We start from the raw sequence: 23,064 nt of genomic DNA, 5'->3' as shown, positions 1-23,064 counted from the left end.
CCGTCCGGGCAGTCCGTGGTGAAGCGCTTCGCACACGTCGTTCGGGATCTCGGACAGAGGGGAGCGCCGGTGGGCGGGCCCGTCCCTCAGCCCGCGTACGGGTCCTGCACCGTGCCCGGCCGTGCGAGGAACGCGAAGTCGCAGCCGGTGTCCGCCTGGGTGATCTGTTCGTTGTAGAGCGCGCCGTAGCCACGCTCATAGCGCTCGGGCGGCGCGGTCCACTCCGCCCGGCGTGCCACCAACTCCTCGTCGTCCACGTTGAGTTGGAGCAGACGTGCCTCGACGTCGAGCGTGATGGTGTCGCCGGTGCGGACCAGGGCGAGCGGCCCGCCGATGTACGACTCGGGCGCCACGTGCAGCACACAGGCGCCGTAACTCGTGCCGCTCATCCGGGCGTCGGAGATCCGCACCATGTCCCGTACGCCCTGCTTCAGCAGGTGGTCGGGGATCGGCAGCATCCCGTACTCGGGCATGCCGGGGCCGCCCTTGGGTCCGGCGTTGCGCAGCACCAGGACGGTGTCGGCGGTGATGTCCAACTCCGGGTCGTCGATGGTGCGTTGCATGGTCCGGTAGTCGTCGAAGACGACCGCGGGACCGGTGTGCTTGAGCAGGTGCGGCTCGGCGGCGATGTGCTTGATGACGGCGCCGTCGGGGCAGAGGTTGCCGCGCAGGACGGCGACGCCTCCCTCGGCGGCGACGGGGTTCTTCCGGGTGCGGATGACGTCGTCGTTGTGCACCTGTGCGGAGGCGAGCTGCTCGCGCAGGCTGTCGTACGAGACGGTCGGCCGGTCGAGGTGCAGCAGGTCGGTGATCCGCGACAGGAACCCGGGCAGCCCGCCGGCGAAGTGGAAGTCCTCCATCAGGTACGTCCGGCCACCGGGCCGTACGTTCGCCAGGACCGGCACCGTACGGGCGATCCGGTCGAAGTCGTCGAGGGTGAGCCGGACTCCGGCGCGTCCGGCCATGGCGATGAGGTGGATCACGGCGTTGGTGGAGCCGCCGAGCCCGAGGACCGTCGTCACCGCGTCCTCGAAGGCATCGGCCGTGAGGATGTCGGACAACTTCCGGTCCCTGCGGACGAGTTCGACGATCCTGAGGCCCGAGGCGGCGGCCATCCGGTCGTGTCCCGAGTCGACGGCTGGGATGCTGGAGGCACCCGGGACCGTGACCCCGAGGGCCTCTGCGGCGGCGGTCAGCGTGGACGCCGTACCCATGGTCATGCAGTGGCCGGGCGAGCGCGCGAGACCGCTCTCCAGCTCGGTCATCTCGCAGTCGCCGATGAGCCCGGCGCGCTTGTCGTCCCAGTACTTCCACATGTCGGTGCCGGAGCCGAGGACCTCGCCCCGCCAGTGACCGGGCAGCATCGGCCCGGCGGGCACGAAGATCGCCGGCAGGTCGACGGACGCGGCGCCCATGAGCAGCGCGGGCGTCGACTTGTCGCAGCCGCCCATGAGGACGGCCCCGTCCACCGGGTACGAGCGCAGCAGTTCCTCGGTCTCCATCGCGAGCATGTTGCGGTAGAGCATCGGGGTCGGCTTCTGGAAGGTCTCGCTCAGCGTCGACACCGGGAATTCGAGGGGGAAGCCGCCGGCCTGCCACACGCCTCGCTTGACCGCCTGGGCACGGTCGCGGAGGTGGACGTGGCAGGGGTTGATGTCGGACCAGGTGTTGAGGATCGCGATGACGGGCTTGCCGAGGTGTTCCTCGGGGAGGTAGCCGAGCTGGCGGGTGCGGGCGCGGTGGCTGAAGGAGCGGAGGCCTTCGGTTCCGTACCACTGGTGGCTGCGCAACTGCCGTGGGGCGTCCGGGGTTTGGGCGCCTTCGGGTATTGCGGAACCGGACCCGGTCGTTGGGTTGGCGTCGGTCATATCGACCACCCCGCGACGATGGCGGCGACCTCGGCCCGTTCGGACTCGGGGAGTTGCCTGCTCGGCGGCCTGACCTCGCGGCGGCACAGGCCGAGCGAGGCCAGGGCCTCCTTCACGACGGTCACGTTGTTGGCGGAGTTGTTGGCCGCGCGCAGTTCCTCGAAGCGGCGGATCTGCTCCCACACCTTCATGGCGCCCGCGTAGTCGCCGGATCGAAGCGCTTCGATCATGTTCAGCGAAACGGCCGGGGCGACGTTCACGAGCCCTGAGGTGAAGCCCGTCGCGCCCGCCGAGAAGTACGAGGGCGCGTACGGTTCCGCGAGTCCGGCCACCCACACGAAGCGCTCCAGCCCGGCGTCCCGCGCGAACGCGGCGAAGCGGGCCGCGTCCGGCACGGCGTACTTCACGCCGATGACGTTCGGGCAGGCGTCGGCCAGTTCGGCGAGCCGGGCACCGGCCAGCACCGGGTTGCGGATGTACGGGACGACACCCAACTCGGGGACCGCCTCCGCGATCGCCCGGTGGTAGTCGACCCAGCCACCCTCCGAGACGTACGGGTGCACGGGCTGATGGACCATCACCATCTGTGCACCGAGGTCGCGGGCGTGGCGGGCGGAGGCGACGGCGGTCGGCACGTCGTGCCCGACACCGACCAGGACGGTGGCCCGGTCCCCCGCCTCCTCGATGGTCAACTCCGTTACGGTGCACCGCTCTTCGGGGCTCAGGGCGTAGAACTCGCCAGTGTTGCCGTTGGGCGTGAGGATGCGCACGCCGCCGTCGAGCACCCGGCGCAGCAGGACGCGGTGGACCTCCTGGTCGATGGAGCCGTCCTCGGCGAAGGGGGTCACGGGGATCGCCACCACGTCGGCGAGGGCGGCCCGCCCGGCCTCGAACGCGGTCGTGGTCGTAGTCGTGGTCGCGTTCCCGGTCTCGGTCGCGGTCCCGGTCATTCCTGCTCACCCTCTCCCTGGGCCTCGGGGAAGGCCCGTCGCACGAACGAGGCGATGTGCGAGTGCAGGGCCCGCGCCGCGCCGTCCGCGTCGCCGTCGAGGGCGAGCCGCAGGATCTCCCGGTGCTCGGTGGCCTCGCGCTCCCAGGAGGGGTTGGCCGCCCAGGCGACCGCGGAGACCAGGGCGGCCTGGTCCCGGACCTCGTCGAGCATCCGGCCGAGCAGCGGATTGCCGCAGCGGACGTAGAGGGAACGGTGGAACTCCCGGTTGGCGAGGGAGCGTTGGGCGGTGTCGGTGGCGGCGTCGGCGCGTTCGAGCGCCTCGCGTGCCGTGTCGAGGGAGGAGCCGCGCCGGACGGAGCGCCGCAGCGCCTCCGGCTCCAGGAGCAGTCGCACGTCGTACACCTCGCGCGCCATGTCCGCGTCCACCATGCGTACCGTGACGCCCTTGTACTGGTTCATCACGACGAGCCCGGTGCCGGCCAGCGTCTTGAGCGCCTCGCGCACCGGGGTCTTGGACACCCCGAACTGTGCGGCGAGCTCGGTCTCGACCAGGGCCTGCCCCGGGGTCAACTGCCCGGTGAGGATGCGGTGTTTGATCCCTTCCAGCACGAACTGCGTGCGGGAGGGGATCGGCGTGGGCACAGAGGTCATGCGCGCCTCTCGGGGTTTGGGGCTGCTGCCGCTAGAGCGTGTTCAAGGGTGTTCTGGTGAGTGGGAGTGAGTGTTGGTGGTCTGTGTCAAGTCGTGGGGCCGCGGCCGTGGCACCGGTTTTCAGGGGGGACTGACGTTCTCGCATCGAATGCGTGACCTTTTACGGGAACGGCTCGTTGGACGCGGTGACGGGTTCTTCGGGTGGGGTCGGGGCGGGGGCGACAGGGGTGGGTGAACTGAGGAGTAGGGCGGTGCCGTTCGTCGCGTCCGGTCCGAGTGGTGTGGCCATCCGTACCCGTCTCAAGTACCTGACGCCGGACGATGAGAAGGTGCTGTGGCTGGTGGGCGCGCATCTGGGGTCGCTGGCGTCCAGGGATCTCAAGGCGCGTTGCCGGGACGGTCTGGAGCACTCGGCTGAGGCGTGGGCGGTGCGTAAGCGGGGGCTGACTCCGGTCTCGTCGTCGCGGTGGGCCGGGGCGATCACGAAGGCGTCGCACGACCAGTGGGCGCTGGCCCGGCGTGGCCAGTTGGCGCACATCCAGAACCTGGAAGCGGGCGTCCGCACGCTGACGCACCGGCTGTCCCAGCCGGTCGGACAGAAGGGGACCAAGCAGGCGCCGGGGGGTTACCGGTCGCGGCGGGAGTGGCATGCGAAGGCCCGGCGGCTGCGGGTGCTTCAGGACCGGCTGGCCGCCGCGCGGGCAGGCCGTGAGGCCGGAGTCGTGCATGTCGTACGCGGCGGTAAGCGGCTGGCCCGTGCCCGGCACCACCTGGACCAGGCAGGGCTCACCGAGGGCGAGTGGCGCCGGGCCTGGGAGGCCGAGCGCTGGTTCCTGGCCGCCGACGGGGAGTCCGGCAAGCGGTACGGCAACGAGACGATCCGGGTCAGCCCCGACGGCGAGGTGAGCATCAAACTCCCCGCGCCGCTCACGCATCTGGCGAACGCCCCGCACGGACGGTACGTCCTCACTTGCAGGGTCGCGTTCGCGCACCGAGGCGGCGAGTGGGCCGACCGCGTCGCGGCCAGCCGAGCGATCGCCTACCGCATCCACCTGGATACGGGCCGGGACCGCTGGTATCTGACCGCCTCCTGGCAGATCCCGCCCACCCCCACCCTCCCTCTGGAGGCCGCGCTCGCCCACGGTGTGATCGGCGTCGACATGAACGCCGACCACCTGGCCGCCTGGCGCCTCGATGCGCACGGCAATCCGGTTGGTGCCCCGCGCCGCTTCTTCTACGACCTGACCGGCACCGCCGAACACCGGGACGCCCAGGTCCGCCACGCCCTCACCCGCCTGCTGCACTGGGCCCGCACCTGCGGCGTCAAGGCGATCGCTGTCGAGGACCTGGACTTCGCCGCCGAGAAGACCCGCGAGAAGCACGGCCGCAGGAAACGCTTCCGGCAGCTCATCTCCGGCATGCCCACCGGCAAGCTCCGCGCCCGGCTGGCCTCGATGGCCGACCAGACGGGTATCGCGGTCATCGCCGTGGACCCTGCCTACACCAGCCGCTGGGGCGCCCAGCACTGGCAGAAACCCCTCACCACTACAACCCGCAAGACCACCCGCCACGACGCTGCTGCCGTGGCGGTCGGAAGGCGCGCCCAGGGACACCCGATCCGGCGACGGACGGCACCGCCCCCTGCTCACCGGAGAGATGAGCAGGGGCATCGGACCGTCCAGGCCGGACTGGGCGTCCCTGGGCGTGAGGGAACCCGCCCCCGCATCCCCGGACCCCGGACACGATCCGTGCGCGCCGGACGCGGAGCGAACGCGGGCAACCAGAACGCCCAACACCGTTCGGGGCGTTCGGCCGAGCATGGATCCTGGCAACAGGACTCACTCCCGCTCTGTCTTTAGGAACGGTGACGGAGTCCCCAGGGTTCGGGGGCTCGCGTATCCGATCTCACGTATCGCGTCTCATATATGACGTACGAAGTGCGACGCGATGAAAGTAGGAGCACCCCTGTGTTTCGTCAACGCTTCTGACAAAAGAAGGCGCGAGATCCTCCGCCCCGGCCCGACCGCCTCGCCCGGATCGGGGCCGCCCCACCCGGCCCGACTGCCTCACCCGGCCCGGCCGCCTCACCCCCAGCCGGGGTCGCGTCCGCTCAGCCCGATCACCCGGTCCAGCAGCGGAGCCTCGTCCGGTACGGGCACGGCCGGTCCGAAGATGCCGCGGTCCGGGTCGTCCGCGGTCGGCGCCAGCATCTCGTACGCCGCTTGCAGGGCCGGCGCGTCGGGGGCGTACGGCTGTCCCGTCGCCCGGGCCAGGTCCCAGCCGTGGACGACGAGTTCGTCGGCGGCGACGATGCCCGCGACCTCGCCGGGAAGGTGCACGCCGCCCGCGCGGGTGTCGCCCGTCCACGCGGCCGGATCGCGCCAGGCCTCGGCCAACTCGGCCAGCAGCTTGGGCAGTTCGGTGCGCCATTCCGGTGTCAGGTCGGGCAGCCGGGTCGTGGGGTTGGTGTCCGTCGTGGCCCCGAGGTCCTTCCGCCCGGCGTCCCGGAAGGCCTCGGACAGCCCGGCCAGATGCCCGACTAGATTCCGTACCGCGTACTCCGGACAGGGCGTCGCCGCGTCCAGCTGCTCCTCGCGCACCTCCTCCGCCAGACGTGCCACGATCAGGGCCTGCGGCCCCAGGTCAAGAGTGGTGGGGGTCGTTCCGCCGTCGCCCATGCTCGACTCCTCTCCTCGCGGGGTCTTCAGGGGGTAGACCCTCGGCCGTACGAAAACTCATCGCCCTCTTTCCCAAGATCGTGCTCAGGAGTCTGGTCAGGCGTTCGAGCCATCGGGATGCTCGGTACATCCGAGATGCTCGGTACAACCGGGATATCCGGTGTCGGGGACCGTGAAGGGGAGCCACGCCATGAAGGCGATCGTTCAGGATGCGTACGGATCAGCGGACCTCCTGGAACTGCGCGACATCGACCGCCCCGTGCCCCGCGACGACGAGGTGCTCGTCGAGGTGCGCGCGGCCGGTGTCGGCCCCGAGGTGTGGCACCTCATGACCGGCCGGCCCTATGTGGCGCGCGTCGCCCTGGGCCTCCGTAAGCCCAAGAACCCGGTACGGGGCTGGGACGGCGCCGGGCGGGTGGAGGCCGTCGGGGCGAAGGTGACCGACTTCAAGCCGGGCGACGAGGTCTTCGGCAACTGCGAGGGCTCGTTCGCTCAGTACGCGTGCGCCAAGGCCGCGAAGATCGCCCTCAAACCGGCCAACCTCACCTTCGAGCAGGCCGTCGCCCTCCCCGTCTCCGGCATGACAGCCCTGCAGGCCCTCAGCGGCAAGGGCCGTCCGAAACCGGGCCAGAAGGTCCTGGTCATCGGCGCCTCCGGGGGCGTCGGCTGCTACGCCGTCCAGCTCGCCACGGTGTACGGCGCCGAGGTCACCGGCGTCTGCGGCCCTACGGGCGCGGACTTCGTGCGCTCCCAGGGCGCCGCGCACGTCATCGACTACACCCGCGAGGAGATCACCGACGGCCCGCACCGCTACGACGTCATCATCGACAACGCGGGCCTTCGCCCCCTGCCCGTCCTCCGCCGCGCCCTCGCCCCGCGCGGCACCCTCGTCATCGTCGGCGGGGAGGGCGGCACGGGCTTCTTCGGCGGGATGAGCCGCGGCCTGCGGGCCGTCACGCTCTCGCCGTTCATAGGCCAGAACCTCCGCAATCTCGTCTCCATCGCACGCCGCGAGGACCTGCTGACTCTCAAGGAGCTCGCCGAGCAGGAAAAGATCACGCCGCCCATCGACCGCACCTACCCCCTCGCCGAGGCGGCCGAGGCCATCCGCCACCTGGAGAAGGGGCACCCCCGCGGCAAGATCGTCCTCACCATCTGAACGGTGCGAGAGCCCGCCGAACCGTGTGAGTGTCCGCCGAGGCTCTCCGGCCGTGCCGGTCACCGCGCCCAGGCCGGTGTCCAGGTGTCGCCATCGCGGTCGTCACCGTCGTCGGGTCGCGCGGCGGCGAGGTACGCGCGCAGCGCGGTGAGCGACGGGTGCGGGTTGTCGCCGCGCCAGATCAGCGAGTGCGGGTAGACGGGTGTCGGGCCGTGCACGGCGACGCGCCGCAGGTCCTGCTCGGCGGGCCAGACGAAGCGGGTCTGTTCGCCGACGAGGGTCGCGAGGTCCGGGGAGTCGGCGATCGTGTCGAGGAGCGGTTCGGTGCCGAAGTCGGGTCCGGTCACCTCGATGGTGAGCCCGAACGCGGCGGCGAGGTCCTCGTAGTAGGCGGCCCATTCGGTTCCGCTGACGATGCCGGGCATCCAGATCCGGTGCCCGGCCAGCTGCGCGGGAGTGACCGCGCGGACGCCCGCCAGCGCATGGCCCGGTCCGGTGAGGAGCTGGACGGGCTCGTCGTGGACCCGGACGGCCTCGATGCGGTCGGGCAGCCGCCGCGCGGGCATGGTGACGGCGCGGAAGGAGGCGTCGATCGTGCCCGACCGGACGGCGGCGACGGCCGCGTCGGCGTCGAAGAGGGTCACGACGTCGAGTTCGGTGCCGGGGTGCGCGCGGTGGAAGCCGCGGAGCAGGTCGGCCGGGGCGAGCCGTCGACCGATCACGTCGACGCGCAGCGCGCGACGGCCGGGCCGTACGGAGGCTGCCGCCCGCTCCTCGGCCTTCAGGAGGTCGCGTGCGTGGGGCAGGAACGCCTGCCCGTCGATGGTGAGCCGGACTCCGCCCGCCGTGCGGGCGAACAGCCGTACACCGAGGTCCTTCTCCAGCGTGGCGACGCGCTTGGACACGGCCTGCTGGGTGACGGAGAGGTGGGCGGCGGCCACCTGGAACTGGCCCGCGTCCGCGGCGGCGACGAAGGTGCGCACGGCATCGAGATCCACGCCGGAACCCTAGTCGTACAACGGATGGTTGTGTCCCGGCCGGTCGGACGGTTGTTTGATCCGCAGGTCGTGGAACGGCTTGGATGTCGCTGGTCAACGAATGGTTGTGGAACGACGGCCGCGATATCGAAGGCGGTGTCGGCCGCGGCAGCGAAGGGGGCACGCCGGGAATGGGGGCCAGAAAGTCGCTGGGGCGGCGGTTCGGGTGGCTGTGGGCGGCGTACGGGGTCAGCGCGTTCGGTACGCGGCTGGCGTTCGACGCGTTCCCCCTGATCGCGGTCCTGGTGCTGCACGCCGGGCCCTCGCAGGTGTCGGCCCTGGCGGCCGTGGGGCTCGCGGTGGGGGCGGCGGTCGCGGTGCCGCTCGGTCCGTGGGTGGAGTTCCGCCGCAAGCGGCCGGTGATGATCGCGATGGACCTGATCCGTTTCGCGGTGCTGTCGAGCGTCCCCGTCGCGTACGCGCTCGGTGTCCTCGGTTTCGTCCACCTCCTGGTCGTGGCGGTGGTCGTCGCCGCGGCCGACATCACGTTCACCGCGGCGAGCGGCGCCTGTCTGAAGGCTCTCGTACGGCCGGAGGACCTGCTCGTCGCGAACAGCCGGTTCGAGTCGACGACCTGGACGACCACCGTGCTCGGACCGCCGCTCGGCGGGGCGGCGGTCGGGCTGTTCGGCCCGGTGCTGACCGTGGCGGCCAACGCGGTCAGCTTCCTGCTGTCGGCGGTGGGGATCCGCGCGATCGGCGACGACGAGCCCCATCCCGCGCGGCCCGATCCCGTACGGCCCGACGGACCGCCCCGGTCGCGGGTCGGTGAACTCCTCGAAGGGTGGCGGTACATCCTGGCCCACCCGACGCTGCGCCCGCTGTTCCTCAACATGGTCCTGGTCAACGGTCTGATCATGGCGACCTCGCCGCTGCTCGCCGTCCTCATGCTCGGCCGCCTCGGGTTCGCGCCCTGGCAGTACGGTCTCGCCTTCGCGGTGCCGTGTCTCGGCGGTCTGCTCGGCGCACGGCTGGCCGGCCCGCTCGTCGCGCGGTTCGGTCAGCACCGGGTCATGCTCACGGCGGGGACCTTGCGCGCCTGCTGGCCGATCGGGCTGGCCTTCGTGGGCCCGGGCATCGGCGGACTCGTCCTCGTCATCGTCGTCGAGTTCGGGCTGATCACCTGCATCGGAGTGTTCAACCCGTTGTGCGTCACCTGGCGGCTCGGCCTGACGCCGACGGACCGGCTCACCCGCACCCTGTCCGCGTGGTCGATCACCGGCAAACTCACCATCGCGGCCCTGACCGCCCTGTGGGGCCTGCTGGCCGGCCTCACAGGGCTCCGCGTCGCGATCGCCCTCGCCGGTCTCCTCATCCTGACGACTCCGCTCCTGCTCCCCCGGCACGAGCGGAAACCGGTCCCCATACCTATGAGGTGACCACAATCTGGCGAGCGCCCCATTCGTGGTCGAGCATCGAGTGCACGACGGAGTCCCGCCACGTTCCGGCCCTTTGGATGGGCTCCCGGATGACGCCTTCCTGAGTCATACCCGCCGCCTGTCATCGTCTTTGCCGAGGCTTTGTTGAGAGGGGAGCGAGCACCTGTCAATCCCCTCGAACCGTGGAGCCCTTCCTATGCAGCCAGCCCCTCGCTGAGGCGGCGACTCCCCTCCCGGAGCGCGTACGCCAACGCCACAGGGACGTCGGTGAACTGGCCGTCGCGGGGCTGTCTCTCAGCGCCATCGGCTGCCATCGATCCACGCAGGATCGATGGCAGCCTGAGGCGCTGCTGGACCACGCCACCACGAACGTCAGTTGTCCGCCCGTCCGCCGCCGTCGTGGTCTCTGTTGCGCCAGAAGGCGGGGCACTCAGTCTTTGCTGCCGCTGCCAGGTTCTGATCGATCCGGTTGCGCTCGAACTCCAGGGTTCGTGACTTCCCCGCCCCGTCGACGCGGAAGGTGTCGGCCGGCTGGTCGGGACGGTCCTTGGTGACCACCAGCATGTGCTCACCCTTCCGGTAGGGATACTCGCCCATCTCCTTGGCGCTAAGGGCGGTGAACTGGATCTGCCGCTCAGCACCATGGCTCGGCTTGATCCATTCCGTAACGGTGAGGGTCACCTTGACCGCATCGTCCTGTCCAGGGTGATCGCGTACCGCCACTACGTCACCTTCGACGATCACTGGCGAGCAGGCAATCCACTCCGTGTGGCTCAGCGCCTGTCCCTGAGCCTGCTGGGCTCCGCCTGAATCGCCGTCAGAGAGTCCGTATGCCAGGAGAACGAGAGCCAGGGTCGCCGCGGCGACCAGGGCACCGACGATGGCGCCAGGACGCTTCGGCCAGGCGGGGCGCGTACGGGGCGAGGTGGCGGGTTCGTCACCGCTGGCCGCTTCGCCGATCAGGCCGAGGGCCAGGCGCAACTGATGCTCCTCCGGGCCGGTCAACTGAGTCATGTCAGATCACCTCCACTTGGCGCAGCCGCGCCCGCATCGCCGCATGGGCCGTGTGCAGGCGGCTTTTGATCGTTCCTTCGGGGACGTGCAGGAGCAGCGCTATCTCGCGGATGGGCAGGTCCGCGTAGTAGCGCAGCACCAGTACCTGCCGCTGGGCCGCGGGCATCGACTCAAGCTCCTCCGCCACCGCCACCGCCAGGGCAAGCACCCGGTGTTCCTCCGATTGCTCCGCCGGCGGCTGGGACCACCGCTCAGCCAGGCGCTGACGCAGTCCGGAGAGCAACGCGCACGACTGACTATCTGATCCGCTTCTTGCGTGGGTCTTCTAGTAGGCGAGCCGCGAACCTCAAGTGACGCGCACATGCTCACCGAGGGCACAAGTGAAGCGGCGCGAAGGCGAGGTGTCGCTATCTGAGAATGAAAAGTTATCGCGCGGTGATCAAGAGTTTGATATAGCGAATGATTTACACAATTCACTGGTATATGCCGAACTACCGGGAAAGGAGTGTTATATCGGCTACGCCTTCAGTCGAGTTGCCTTCACTCCGGAGGACCGGCTCCGTGGCTCCAGAAGTGGCAGTTCATGAAGTCCACGTCACACATCACGACCAGGAACCACGTCGGCGGCCCCGCACGATCCGATACCGCAACTGCCGCCCCCGAAGGGGAGATTCCCCGCCTGAGATTGAGCCCGATCACCTCGCCCGTGACCGCCCGCTCGGCTACCGAAACGGCGAGACTAAGGCACCTGCCTGATGCCCCACCCCGGGCCTTAGCCCCACGATGACCAGGCATGACGACATGGATACGGAAACGGACGCGGACGCGGACATGGGCGGTGGCCCGCGTCCTCAAGGACCGCAACGCGGGGCTGTACCTCGGCGGAGTCGTGGTCTCGGGGTTCGGCTCGTCGGCGATGTGGCTGGTGTCCGGGATCTGGGTGAAGGATCTGACCGGCTCGGACGGCCTGGCCGCCCTCTGCGTCTTCGCCCTCTGGGCGCCGACGCTGATCGGCCCCGCCCTCGGCACCCTCGCGGACCGCACCCGCCGCCGGCCCCTGCTGGTGTGGACGAACCTGGGCCTGGCCGCACTCTTGCTGTCCCTCTTCGCCGTCGACTCCCCCGGCACCTTGTGGATCCTCTTCGCCGTGCTCCTGGTCTACGGAGCGGCCGGCGTCGTCCACGACGCGGCGGAGTCGGCCCTGGTGGCCACAGCCGTCGACCCACAGCTCCTGGGCGACTTCAACGGCCTGCGCATGACGGCCAACGAGGGCATGAAACTCCTCGCCCCGCTCGCGGGAGCGGGCCTGTACGCGGCGTACGGGGGCGCCCGCGTCGCCCTCCTGGACGCGCTCACCTTCGCCTTGGCAGCGGGCCTCTACACACTCCTGCGCGTACCCGAGCCGAAGCGGCTCACGGCCCCCGCCCCGGCCGACTGGCGCGCCCAAACGGCCGAAGGCGCCCGCTACTTGTGGGGCCACGTGGCCCTGCGCCCGCTCGTCCTCGCGGGCGGCACGACCATGCTCTTCTCGGGCCTCAATGGCGCGTTGATCTACGCGGTGGCGGAGGGCCTCGGCCACTCCCCCGCGTACGTGGGTGTCCTGTACGTCGCCCAGGGCGTCGGCTCGGTGGCGGTCGGCCTGGTCGCGGGCCCGCTCCTGCGCCGCCTGGGCGAACGCCGCTTCGCCGGGTATGGGATCGCGCTCACCGCCGTGGCCGTGGCGGCCCGTGCGCTCCCGTACGACGCGGTGGTCATCGCCTCGGCCGCGGCGGTCGGCGTCGGGCTCCCCTGTGTGCTGATCGCGGCGCTCACCGCGGTCCAGCGCGAGACTCCGGACGCCCTGCTGGGCCGTACGACGGCGACCGCCAACACGCTGCTGTTCGCGCCGACCGCGGTGGGACTCGCGCTGGGCGCGGGCCTGGTCGAACTCGTCGACCACCGTGTGCTGTTGGCGGTGCTCGGGCTCGTACGACTCGTGACCGTCGTGCCCCTGCTGCGGTCTCAGCCGAGCCGCGCGAGCGCCTCCGTCACGAGCGACACGTCCTCGTCGGACGCCAACCCCGCGTGATACAGCCGTACTTCGGTGGCGCCCAGGCCGACCGCCCGTGTCACGTCCTCGACGAGTGTCGCGGGGCTGCCGCCCATCCCGCTCACCACGGGGAAGTTGGCCGCCAGCACACTGCCTCCGACTCCCTGCTCGGCGAAGGGAGTCAGCGGCTCCAGGCCTCCGGCGCACGGCACGACGACACCGTCGGCGACGGACAGGATGTGCGCGGGGTCCACCCCGGCGTTCGCGCCCACGTGGTACGAGACCGGGTCCGCGTGCACCAGGATCTGGAACCCTTCCGGCGCGGCCGCGCGTACGGCGCCGACCGCCTCCGCCTGGAGCGAGTGGGCCACGGAGTCCCGCCACGCGCGCGTGGCCGTCGCCAGGTCACCGCCGAGCAGCTTCTCGACGGCGTCCCACCCCCCGTCGGGAAGCTCGCCGCGCCACACGGGTTCCAGGGCGCGCCGGACCGAGGCCGCCAACTCGTCGGGGTCCAGACCCAGTTGCGTATAGCCCTCCCGGCAGGAGGGGCAGAAGCACACGGACATCAGGTACGTGCCGGCGTCCCCGAGTGCCACGCCCGCCGTCTTGTCGTGGGCGTGCAGATGCGGGAGCCCGTACCAGCCGAGGGATTCCAGCTCCGTGCCCGCGGCGCCGGGCCGGACCGCCGCCTCGACGGCCAGATCGACCAGGTACGCGCGCGTGTCGGGCTGCGCGACGCAGGGCGCCCACGGATAGCGGTCCCCATAGGCGTTGACCACGGAGGTGTCCGGAAACTCCTCTCCCATACGGGAGTTGTGCGCGAGCACCACCCAGGTGTGCACATCGAGTCCCGCCCCCGCGAGAGCCGCCGCGGCCTCCCCGTACGCGTCCCCGGGCGCCCACTCCCCGGCGGCGTACGGCCGGAGCCTGCGGCCCTGCCACCGCTGGGCGTCCGCCGGGTAGAGCACGGCGGCGTGCCGCGCGGTGACGATGCGGTGCCGGGGGTGGCGGGGGGTCAGCGCGCGGGTGGAATGGTATGCGGAGGCGAGTGTGGCCTGCCGTACGCCGAGTCCGGCGATGCGCGCCGCCGCGTCGGGGTCGCCGTTGACATCCCACGGGTAGACGAAGGTCGAGGCCTTCACATGCCCTCCTCTAGAAGCGCGTAGCCCCGCTCGATGAGCTGGGCGAGCTGCTTGATGTGGTCCTCGGCAGGCTCGTGCAGCGGGGGCCGTACCTCGCCCACGTCGAGCCCCCGCAGCCGTACGCCCGCCTTGACCAGCGAGACAGCGTACCCGCGGCCCTGGGCGCGCAGTTCGACGAGTGGCCGGTAGAAGCCGTCGAGGAGCCGGTTGACGGTGGGGTCGTCGCCGGAGCCGAGGGCCTGGTGGAAGGCGAGGGCGATCTCGGGCGCGAAGCAGAAGACGGCGGAGGAGTACAGCGTGATGCCGATGCCGCGGTAGGCGAGTGCGGTGAGTTCGGCGGTCGGCAGCCCGTTGAAGTAGAGGAGGCCGCCCGGGGCCTCGGACCGCACGGCGCTCACGACGCGCTGCATCAGGTCGAGGTCGCCGAGCCCGTCCTTGAAGCCGATGATCCCCTCGGCACGGGCGAGCGAGACGGCGGTCTCCGGCGTGAACACGGCGTTGTCCCGCTGGTACACGATGACGTCGAGCGAGGTGGCGGATGCCAGCTCCGTGTAGTGCCGCAGCAGTCCCTCCTGTCCGGCGACGACGAGGTAGGGCGGCATGGCGAGCAGCCCGTCCGCGCCCGCCTCCTCGGCGAGCCGCGCGTACCGCACGGCGAGCGCGGTCCCGTACCCGGCGCCCGCGACGACGGGGACGCGGCCCGCCGTCTCCTCGACGGCCGCCCGCACGCACTCCTGGAACTCCTCGGGCGTGAGCGCGTGGAACTCCCCGGTTCCGCAGCAGGCGAAGACGGCGGCGGCGCCGGCCTCGACGCCCCGCCGGACGTGCTCGCGGTAGACGTCGAGGTCGACGGCGCCGTCGCGGGCGTACGCGGTGACGGGGAAGAACAGCGGCCCGGTCGGGATGTCGAGTCGAGCGGAAAGGGGGGCTGACGTCACGGGCTCTCCCTAGAGCATGAGCATGCACGCACACGCCATTCGTGCACGTTTCTGATCCATGTCCATATCCCTGAACAGTTCCACGCTAGAGCGCCCCCTTGGGGACGGTCAAGCGGGCGACCTGGCATCACGGGAGCAACAAGAGAGCCGAAAGAGCGCAGAAGGGGGGCGGATTCCGCCACCGCGCGCGACACTTGACGCGATCCGTCGACGATCCCTAGCGTGTCCACGGATGTGAACGTCGTACACGATGACGACTGCCGATTCAAGGAGACCCGAGGATGCCCGCTCCCCGCACCATTCTGCTCACCGGCGCCGCAGGCGGCCTCGGCACGCTGATGCGCGGACTGCTGCCCGCCTACGGCTACGAGCTGCGCCTCCTCGACCTGCTCCCGATCGACGGCGAGCCGGACGCGATCACCGCGGACCTCGCCGACAAGGAGGCCCTGCGCGAGGCCGTACGGGGCGTGGACGCGATCATCCACCTCGCGGGCATCTCGCTGGAGTCCACCTTCGAGAAGATCCTGAAGGCGAACATCGTGGGCACGCACAACCTCTACGAGGCCGCGCGCGAAGAGGGCATCGGGCGCATCGTCTCCGCGTCCTCGAACCACGCGGTCGGCTTCACCCCGCGCCCCGAGGGCGAGGCGCCGCACGAGGCGGGCGCCCTCATCCCCATCGACACCCCGCGCCGTCCGGACACCTTCTATGGCCTGTCGAAGGCCTTCGGCGAGGACCTGGCGCAGTTCTACTGGGACAAGCACGGCCTGGAGACCGTCTCCGTCCGCATCGGCTCCTGCTTCATGGAGCCCAATGGCGTGCGCATGCTCTCGGTCTGGCTGAGCCCCGGCGACGGCGCCCGCCTCTTCCACGCGGCCCTGACCGCCGAGGACGTCCGGCACACCGTCGTCTACGGCTCCTCCGCCAACACCCGCCTGTGGTGGGACCTGACCACCGCACGAGGCCTCGGCTACGAGCCGCAGGACGACTCGGAACAGTACGCGGAGAAGCTGATCGCGGAGCAGGGCGAGCTGGACCCGCACAACCCGGCCCACGCCCGCCTGGGCGGCCAGTTCGTGAACGAGCCGCCGGTCTGGCCGTACTGACGCTCCCGGCGGGGCCGAGGGTCCCGTTCGGCCACACCGGCCACCACCGACACTTCAAGCACTTCAAGCCGACTCCGCATGGACACCTCACGGGACGGGCGGGCACCGAACGGGCCCGCCCGCCCCGTCGTTCGGGCATGCCCACTGCCCGAATTCCGCTCAGCCGCAGGTCCCGCGTGGGCAGCCGCCGCTCGTTACGGGCACATACGGGCGCCATCGATCTCGCAACAGACCTGGTCAGTGGTGCGTACCCGCTGTAGAACTTCCCACGTGGGCCCCACCGGGCCCGAACGGGCAGTGAGCACGGAAAGCGGGTGTCGGACATGAGCGCGGAAGACCGTCAGCGAGAGATCGTGCAGAGCGCCCGCCGCACCGGCGCCGTGGACGTGAACGAGCTCGCCGCCGAACTGGGCGTCGCCAAGGAGACCGTACGCCGGGATCTGCGCGCCCTGGAGGACCACGGCCTGGTCCGCCGCACACACGGCGGCGCCTATCCCGTGGAGAGCGCCGGCTTCGAGACGACGCTCGCCTTCCGCGCCACCAGCCACGTGCCCGAGAAGCGCCGGATCGCGGCCGCCTCGGCCGAGCTGCTCGGGGACGCCGAGACGGTCTTCGTCGACGAGGGGTTCACTCCGCAGCTCATCGCCGAGTCACTGGCCCGGGACCGGCCGCTGACCGTGGTCACCGCGTCCCTGGCCACCGCGGGCGCACTCGCGGAGGCGGACAACATGACGGTGCTGCTGCTCGGCGGCCGGGTCAGGTCCGGCACGCTGGCGACCGTCGACCACTGGACGACGAAGATGCTCGCCGGATTCGTCATCGACCTGGCGTTCATCGGCGCCAACGGCATCTCGCGCGAACACGGCCTCACCACCCCCGACCCGGCTGTCAGCGAGGTCAAGGCACAGGCCATCAGGGCCGCCCGGCGCACGATCTTCACGGGTGTGCACACCAAGTTCGGAGCCGTGAGCTTCTGCCGGTTCGCTGAGGTCAGCGACCTGGAGGCGATCGTCACCAGCACCCTCCTGCCCACGTCCGAGGCCCACCGCTACTCGATGCAGGGCCCCCAGGTCATCCGCGTCTGAACAAGAGCCGCACACAGAGTCCATAAAACCAACTGACCCTCTACAGAGGCATCGCACTCCCTCACGCCATCCCATATGCACCAATAAATCCAGGAGCGATCCATGCGAACCCAGAGCCGACGGAGGCCGCGCGCGACGCTCGTCGCGGTCGCCGCAGGGACGCTGCTCGCCCCGCTGCTCTCCGGTTGCTGGACCGGAGCGGGCGGAACGGGCTCCGGTGGCAACTCCATCAACGTCCTCATGGTCAACAACCCGCAGATGATGGAGCTGCAGAAGCTCACCGCCGCCCACTTCACCAAGGAGACCGGCATCAAGGTGAACTTCACCGTGCTGCCGGAGAACGACGTCCGCGACAAGATCAGCCAGGACTTCGCCAACCAGGCCGGCCAGTACGACGTCGCCACCCTGTCCAACTACGAGATACCGATCTACGCCAAGAACGACTGGCTGCACGAGATGGACTCGTACGTCGCCAAGGACACGGGCTACGACGAGCAGGACGTTCTCAAGCCCATGCGCCAGTCCCTCACCGCGGAGGACGGCAAGCTCTACGGACAGCCCTTCTACGGCGAGTCGTCCTTCCTGATGTACCGCAAGGACGTGTTCGAGAAGAAGGGCCTCACCATGCCCGAGAACCCCACCTGGACACAGGTGGCGGACCTCGCGGCCAAGGCCGACGGCGCCGAGTCGGGCATGAAGGGCATCTGTCTGCGCGGCCTGCCCGGCTGGGGCGAGGTCATGGCACCGCTCACCACGGTCGTGAACACCTTCGGCGGCACCTGGTTCGACGAGAACTGGAAAGCGCAGCTCGACTCCCCCGAGTGGGAACGGGCGGTGAAGTTCTACGTAGACCTCGTCCGCGACCACGGCGAGGCGGGCGCGCCCCAGTCCGGCTTCGCCGAGTGCCTCAACAACCTGACCCAGGGCAAGGTCGCCATGTGGTACGACGCCACCTCCGCCGCCGGTTCCCTGGAGTCGGCCAACTCCCCGGTCAAGGGCAAGATCGGCTACGCACCGGCGCCGGTCGAGAAGACCGAGTCCTCCGGCTGGCTCTACACCTGGGCCTGGGGCATCCAGGAGGCGTCCCGGAACCCCGACAAGGCCTGGAAGTTCGTCTCCTGGGCGTCCAGCAAGGAGTACGAGCAACTGGTCGGCGACCAGATCGGCTGGTCCAACGTGCCGGCCGGCAAGCGTGCCTCGACGTACGCGAACGCCGACTACCGCAAGGAGGCCGGTGCCTTCCAGGAGATGACCAAGGAGGCCATCGAGGGCGCCCGGCCCACCGATCCCGGGGTGCAGCCGCGGCCCGCGCCCGGCATCCAGTTCGTCGGCATCCCCGAGTTCACCGATCTCGGCACCAAGGTCTCGCAGGAGATCAGCGCGGCCATCGCCGGACGCCAGTCCGTCGAGTCGGCCCTGAAGAAGTCCCAGAAGCTGGCCGAGGAGATCGCCGAGGAGTACGAGGGACGATGACCGCGACAACGACAGCCCCGATAGCCGCACCATCCGTACGCGCCGTCAAGCCCCCATCGGGCCGCATGCGCGCCTGGGCGACCAGGGCCCCGCTCCTGCCCGCCCTGATCTTCATGATCGCCGTGACCCAGCTCCCGTTCGTGGCCACGCTGGTGATCTCCTTCTTCGACTGGAACGCCCTCTACCCGGACGCCCGAAGCTTCACCGGCTTCGGCAACTACTCCGAGGTCCTCACCGACGCGGCCCTGCGCAAGTCGGTCTGGACGACCATCCTGCTGACGGTCACCGTCGTCCTGGCCAGCCTGATCCTGGGCCTGGTCCTCGCACTCCTCCTGGACCGCAAGTTCCGGGGCCGCGGCCTGGTCCGTACGCTCCTGATCGCGCCCTTCCTCGTGGTCCCCGTGGCGGCGGCCCTGCTCTGGAAGCATGTGCTCTACAACCCTGAATACGGCCTGCTCAATGGGTTGTTGCACTATGTGGGCGGGCCACAGCCCGACTGGATCTCCAACACCCCGCTGCTCGCCGTCGAGATGTCCCTCGTCTGGCAGTGGACGCCCTTCATGATGCTGATCCTGCTGGCCGGCCTGCAGAGCCGCGACCACCAGCAGATCGAGGCGGCGAAGATGGACGGCGCGAGCAACTGGCAGATGTTCCGCTATCTGACCCTCCCCCACCTGCGCCGCTACCTCGAACTGGGCGCCCTGCTGGGTTCGATCTACATCGTCCAGAACTTCGACGCGGTCTTCACCATCACATCCGGCGGCCTGGGCACCGCGAACCTGCCCTACACCGTCTACCAGAGCTTCTACCAGGCCCACGAGAACGGCCTCGCCTCCGCGGCGGGCGTCCTGGTCGTCATCGGCTCGATCATCATCGCGACCTTCGCGCTGCGCGTGGTCTCGTCCCTGTTCCGCGAGGAGGTGGGCCGCTCATGAGCGCCACCGCGATCCGTGTACGCCCCCGCAGTACCGAGTCGGGCCAGCCCGGCCCCCGCCGCCCCAAGGGGAGGGGCCTCGGCCTGGTCGCCTGGCTGGCCGGCATCGTCTTCTTCCTGCCCATCGCCTGGATGGCTCTGACGTCCTTCCACTCCGAGGAGGACGCGGCGACCAATCCCCCGTCCTTCGGAGCGGCCCTCACCCTCGACGGCTACCGCGAGTTCTTCGGCACGGGCGGCGGCGCGAGCCCGTGGCCGGCGCTGATCAACTCCACGGTGGCATCACTGGTGTCCACGCTCCTGGTCCTCCTCCTGGCGCTCCCGGCGGCGTACGCGCTGTCGATCCGCCCGGTGAAGAAGTGGACGGACGTCCTGTTCTTCTTCCTCTCCACGAAGATGCTGCCGGTGGTGGCGGGCCTCCTGCCCATCTACCTCTTCGCGAAGAACACGGGAATGCTGGACAACATCTGGCTCCTGGTCATCCTCTACACCTCCATGAACCTGCCGATCGCGGTGTGGATGATGCAGTCGTTCCTCGCCGAGGTACCAGTGGCGATCATCGAGGCGGCGCAGATCGACGGCGCGAAACTGCCGACGATCCTCGCGCGGGTCGTAGCCCCCATCGCCCTCCCGGGCATCGCGGCCACAGCCCTGATCTGCTTCATCTTCAGCTGGAACGAACTCCTCTTCGCCCGGGTACTGACGGGCGTGGCGGCGGAGACGGCCCCCGTCTTCCTGACCGGCTTCATCACCAGCCAGGGCCTGTTCCTGGCGAAGGTGTGCGCGGCGTCGCTCGTCATCTCCCTGCCGGTGCTCGCCGCGGGGTTCGCCGCCCAGGACAAGCTGGTCCAGGGCCTGTCGTTGGGAGCCGTCAAATGAAGGCCGCAGTCATCGAGTCCGTGGGCCGCGCCGTGGTGGCCGAGGTCCCGGACCCGACGCCCGGCCCTCGAGACGTCGTCGTCCAGGTCGCCGCCTGCGGCCTGTGCGGCACCGATCTGCACATCCTTCAGGGCGAGTTCGCGCCCAAGCTGCCCATCGTGCCGGGCCACGAGTTCGCGGGCGAGGTGGTCGGGGTGGGCACCCAGGTCACGGAGCTGTCGCTCGGCGACCGCGTGGCGGTGGACCCGTCCCTCTACTGCCACGAGTGCCGGTACTGCCGTACGGGCCACAACAACCTCTGCGAGCGCTGGGCGGCCATCGGCGTGACCACGGCAGGCGGTGCGGCGCAGTACGCGGTGGCTCCCGTGGCGAACTGCGTACGCCTCCCCGACCACGTCCGCACCCAGGACGCGGCCCTGATCGAGCCCTTGTCGTGCGCGGTGCGCGGCTACGACGTACTGAACTCCCGCCTGGGCGCCCACGTACTGATCTACGGCTCGGGCACGATGGGCCTGATGATGCTGGAGCTGGCCAAGCGGACGGGCGCGGCGAGCGTGGACGTCGTGGACATCAATCCGCAGCGGCTGACCACGGCCGAGCGGCTCGGCGCCTCGGCGTCGGCCACCGGCGCCGACGAGTTGGACCGGCCGCAGGGGTGGGACCTGGTCATCGACGCCACGGGCAACGCGGCGGCGATCCAGGACGGCCTGGAGCGGGTGTCCAAGGCCGGCACGTTCCTCCAGTTCGGCGTGGCCGACTACGCGACCCGGGTCACGATCGACCCGTACCGCATCTACAACCAGGAGATCACCATCACCGGCTCCATGGCGGTCCTCCACAGCTTCGAGCGCGCGGCGGAGCTCTTCGCGACGGGTGTCCTGGACCCGGACATCTTCATCAGCGACCGCTTGCCGCTGGACCAATACCCCGAGGCCCTGGCCCAGTTCGCGGCGGGAGTGGGCCGAAAGATCGTCGTGGTCCCGTAGGGGGATTTCGCCCCCGCCGCCCCTACCTGTCCCTGGGGGCTCCGCCCCCAGACCCCCTATCGCGCTGAACGCGCTCGTCCTCAAACGCCGGACAGGCTGGTAGTCAGCCCCTCCGGCGTTTGAGGAGCGGGGGTTCGGGGGCGGAGCCCCCGAGGCAGGGACGATGGGGGTCCCCCGCTCGAGCGAAGCCGAGAGTGGGGGAGGGTAGGGACGACGGGGGCGAAAAACCCTTGGGCCGGCTCCACTCCACCCCCCTACCATCGCCCCCATGCCCCACCCCCACGGCTTCGCCTACGTCCACCACCCCGACGGCACCGTGACGATCACCCACGGCACCCGCCCCGCCACCACCCTCCGCGGCCCAAGAGCCACCCAGTTCCTCGCAGAAGTGGAATCCGGCGACCCCCAACTGGTCATGGCCCGCTGGACCGGCAACTACAAGCGCGGCAACGAACGAACGGCCCGCAACCACCCCCGAAACCGCCGCTGACCCAATTGGCGGGCAGGTAAGGGAACGGTAAAGCGGGCCCGCTCGTTCACCGGGCATGACAGCTATGACCCCCGGCTCGAACATCCCTCTCCCCGTCACCCGCGTGACGGTGGACGTCGCCGCCCCGGTGCGGCTCGACGTATCGGGCCTGCTGCTCACCGCCGACGGCAAGGTGCGCTCCGACGACGACTTCATCTTCTACAACCAGCCGACCGGCCAGGGCGTGACGTACCGCTCCGGCGGCGGCACCAGCCCCGACTCGATCACGGTCGACACGACGGCCGTGCCCCCGGGCATCGAGAAGATCGTCGTCACCGCGAGCCCGGACGCCGCGGGCCAGACCTTCCAGGGCGTCGAACCGACGGCGACGATCCGCAACGCCGACGACAACTCCGTACTGGCCTCCTTCACCCCGCCCCAACTCGGCTCCGAAACGGCCCTGGTGATCGTCGAGGTCTACCTGCGCAACGGCGCATGGAAGGCCCGAGCCGTCGGCCAGGGGTATGCGAACGGCCTGGCGGGCATCGCCACGGACTTCGGCGTGACGGTCGAGGAGCCGGCCGCCCCGGCCCAGGCGGCACCCCCCGTCCAGACCCCGGTGACGCCCCCGGCCCCGCCGCTCAGCACCCCCGCGGCCCCGCCCGCACCCCCGGCGGCACCCCCCGCCCCCGCCCCGGGCGCCGGGAAGATCAACCTCGACAAGGGCCGCGTAAGCCTCCAGAAGAACCAGACGGTGTCGCTGGTCAAGGGCGGCCGCCCGTTCCTCGCCCAGGTGAAGATGGGCCTCGGCTGGGAGCCGGCGTACCGAGGCAAGGACATCGACCTCGACGCCTCCGTGATCGCCTACGGCCCGCAGCGCAACCACATCGACAGCTGCTACTTCGGCAAGCTCTCGATCGTGAACGGCGCGATCAAGCACTCCGGCGACAACCTCACGGGCGAGGGCGGCGGTGACGACGAGGTGATCGTCGTGGACCTGGGCCGCCTCCCCCAGGAGGTCACCGGCCTGGTCTTCACGGTGAACTCCTTCTCCGGCCAGAAGTTCACCGAGGTCGCCAAGGCCTACTGCCGCCTCCTGGACGCCGCCACGGGCGAGGAGCTGGTCCGCTTCGACCTCACGACCGCGGAGCCCCAGACCGGCGTGATGATGGCCAAGCTCATCAAGCAGTTCTCCGGCGAGTGGGAAATGACGGCCCTCGGCAACTTCGTCAAGTCCCGCACGGTCCGCGGCATGGTGAAGCCGGCAGCCCAGTCGCTGTAGCCC

Annotated in this window: 21 protein-coding genes; 12 read left to right on the top strand and 9 right to left on the bottom strand. The window is 70.2% G+C overall.

The window, feature by feature from the left end; translation table 11 throughout:
* Positions 1-86: 86 nt before the first annotated feature.
* The 3 genes from araD to OHA11_RS36670 are packed head-to-tail and all read right to left on the bottom strand — an operon-like array spanning position 87 to position 3,471.
* Positions 87-1,868 (bottom strand): L-arabinonate dehydratase, encoded by a 1,782-nt coding sequence (gene araD, locus OHA11_RS36680; protein ID WP_266503650.1) that lies wholly within the window; start codon positions 1,866-1,868, stop codon positions 87-89.
* A complete protein-coding gene (locus OHA11_RS36675) occupies positions 1,865-2,818 on the bottom strand; it encodes a dihydrodipicolinate synthase family protein (RefSeq protein WP_266503648.1) in 954 nt (317 codons plus the stop codon). Before OHA11_RS36675 ends, araD begins: the two co-directional genes overlap by 4 nt.
* A complete protein-coding gene (locus OHA11_RS36670; RefSeq protein ID WP_266503647.1) occupies positions 2,815-3,471 on the bottom strand; it encodes a GntR family transcriptional regulator in 657 nt (218 codons plus the stop codon). Before OHA11_RS36670 ends, OHA11_RS36675 begins: the two co-directional genes overlap by 4 nt.
* Before the next feature lie 227 nt (positions 3,472-3,698).
* Here OHA11_RS36670 and OHA11_RS36665 point away from each other — a divergent pair, with 227 nt between their 5' ends.
* Positions 3,699-5,330, top strand: coding sequence for an IS200/IS605 family accessory protein TnpB-related protein (locus tag OHA11_RS36665; RefSeq protein ID WP_266507693.1), 1,632 nt, complete (start codon positions 3,699-3,701; stop codon positions 5,328-5,330).
* A 225-nt stretch (positions 5,331-5,555) separates the two neighbouring features.
* Here OHA11_RS36665 and OHA11_RS36660 read toward each other — a convergent pair whose 3' ends face one another.
* Complete coding sequence (locus OHA11_RS36660) at positions 5,556-6,149, bottom strand: TIGR03086 family metal-binding protein (protein WP_266503645.1); 594 nt, start codon at positions 6,147-6,149, stop codon at positions 5,556-5,558.
* Positions 6,150-6,339: 190 nt separating this feature from the next.
* On the opposite strand from OHA11_RS36660, the gene OHA11_RS36655 reads away from it, so the two are divergent.
* Entirely contained in the window at positions 6,340-7,308 is a 969-nt protein-coding gene (locus tag OHA11_RS36655) for an NAD(P)-dependent alcohol dehydrogenase (protein ID WP_266503644.1), read from the top strand.
* Between the two features lie 59 nt (positions 7,309-7,367).
* Here the strand turns inward: OHA11_RS36655 and OHA11_RS36650 are convergent, their stop codons facing one another.
* Entirely contained in the window at positions 7,368-8,306 is a 939-nt protein-coding gene (locus OHA11_RS36650) for a LysR family transcriptional regulator (RefSeq protein WP_266503643.1), read from the bottom strand.
* 170 nt (positions 8,307-8,476) lie between these two features.
* Here OHA11_RS36650 and OHA11_RS36645 point away from each other — a divergent pair, with 170 nt between their 5' ends.
* Entirely contained in the window at positions 8,477-9,724 is a 1,248-nt protein-coding gene (locus OHA11_RS36645) for an MFS transporter (RefSeq protein ID WP_266507692.1), read from the top strand.
* Positions 9,725-10,096: 372 nt separating this feature from the next.
* Here OHA11_RS36645 and OHA11_RS36635 read toward each other — a convergent pair whose 3' ends face one another.
* Positions 10,097-10,738, bottom strand: coding sequence for a hypothetical protein (locus OHA11_RS36635; protein ID WP_266503642.1), 642 nt, complete (start codon positions 10,736-10,738; stop codon positions 10,097-10,099).
* A gap of 1 nt (position 10,739) precedes the next feature.
* Positions 10,740-11,021: a sigma factor-like helix-turn-helix DNA-binding protein gene (locus tag OHA11_RS36630; RefSeq protein WP_323186723.1), complete on the bottom strand. Its 282-nt coding sequence runs from the start codon at positions 11,019-11,021 to the stop codon at positions 10,740-10,742.
* 510 nt (positions 11,022-11,531) lie between these two features.
* Between OHA11_RS36630 and OHA11_RS36625 the strand changes: the two genes are divergently transcribed.
* Positions 11,532-12,806, top strand: a complete 1,275-nt coding sequence (locus OHA11_RS36625) for an MFS transporter (protein WP_266503640.1) — start codon at positions 11,532-11,534, stop codon at positions 12,804-12,806.
* On the opposite strand, the gene OHA11_RS36620 is transcribed toward OHA11_RS36625, so the two are convergent.
* Together OHA11_RS36620 and OHA11_RS36615 are read right to left on the bottom strand one after the other, a co-directional pair.
* Positions 12,740-13,909, bottom strand: a complete 1,170-nt coding sequence (locus OHA11_RS36620; RefSeq protein WP_266503638.1) for a hypothetical protein — start codon at positions 13,907-13,909, stop codon at positions 12,740-12,742. The two genes, OHA11_RS36625 and OHA11_RS36620, sit on opposite strands and share 67 nt — an antisense overlap.
* Entirely contained in the window at positions 13,906-14,847 is a 942-nt protein-coding gene (locus tag OHA11_RS36615; protein ID WP_266503637.1) for a 5-dehydro-4-deoxyglucarate dehydratase, read from the bottom strand. Before OHA11_RS36615 ends, OHA11_RS36620 begins: the two co-directional genes overlap by 4 nt.
* 281 nt (positions 14,848-15,128) lie before the next feature.
* Here OHA11_RS36615 and OHA11_RS36610 point away from each other — a divergent pair, with 281 nt between their 5' ends.
* The 8 genes from OHA11_RS36610 (at position 15,129) to OHA11_RS36575 (ending at position 23,061) form a co-directional block, all read left to right on the top strand.
* Positions 15,129-15,953 (top strand): NAD(P)-dependent oxidoreductase, encoded by an 825-nt coding sequence (locus OHA11_RS36610; protein ID WP_266503636.1) that lies wholly within the window; start codon positions 15,129-15,131, stop codon positions 15,951-15,953.
* Between the two features lie 314 nt (positions 15,954-16,267).
* Entirely contained in the window at positions 16,268-17,038 is a 771-nt protein-coding gene (locus OHA11_RS36605; protein ID WP_266503635.1) for a DeoR/GlpR family DNA-binding transcription regulator, read from the top strand.
* Between the two features lie 102 nt (positions 17,039-17,140).
* On the top strand, positions 17,141-18,511 hold the full coding sequence (locus tag OHA11_RS36600; RefSeq protein ID WP_266503633.1) for a sugar ABC transporter substrate-binding protein: 1,371 nt from the start codon (positions 17,141-17,143) through the stop codon (positions 18,509-18,511).
* Positions 18,508-19,446, top strand: coding sequence for a carbohydrate ABC transporter permease (locus OHA11_RS36595; protein ID WP_266503631.1), 939 nt, complete (start codon positions 18,508-18,510; stop codon positions 19,444-19,446). Before OHA11_RS36600 ends, OHA11_RS36595 begins: the two co-directional genes overlap by 4 nt.
* Positions 19,443-20,324, top strand: coding sequence for a carbohydrate ABC transporter permease (locus OHA11_RS36590; RefSeq protein ID WP_266503629.1), 882 nt, complete (start codon positions 19,443-19,445; stop codon positions 20,322-20,324). The genes OHA11_RS36595 and OHA11_RS36590 overlap by 4 nt, the downstream gene beginning before the upstream one ends.
* Positions 20,321-21,310, top strand: a complete 990-nt coding sequence (locus OHA11_RS36585) for a zinc-dependent alcohol dehydrogenase family protein (RefSeq protein ID WP_266503628.1) — start codon at positions 20,321-20,323, stop codon at positions 21,308-21,310. The genes OHA11_RS36590 and OHA11_RS36585 overlap by 4 nt, the downstream gene beginning before the upstream one ends.
* A gap of 268 nt (positions 21,311-21,578) precedes the next feature.
* On the top strand, positions 21,579-21,800 hold the full coding sequence (locus OHA11_RS36580; protein ID WP_266503626.1) for a hypothetical protein: 222 nt from the start codon (positions 21,579-21,581) through the stop codon (positions 21,798-21,800).
* Positions 21,801-21,864: 64 nt separating this feature from the next.
* Positions 21,865-23,061, top strand: coding sequence for a TerD family protein (locus OHA11_RS36575; protein WP_266507691.1), 1,197 nt, complete (start codon positions 21,865-21,867; stop codon positions 23,059-23,061).
* Positions 23,062-23,064: the final 3 nt, after the last annotated feature.

Source organism: Streptomyces sp. NBC_00878, from assembly GCF_026341515.1.
In the GTDB taxonomy this organism is placed as follows: domain Bacteria; phylum Actinomycetota; class Actinomycetes; order Streptomycetales; family Streptomycetaceae; genus Streptomyces.
The sequence above is the reverse complement of the archived record's forward strand: the minus strand, read 5'-3'. Positions and strand labels throughout refer to the sequence as shown.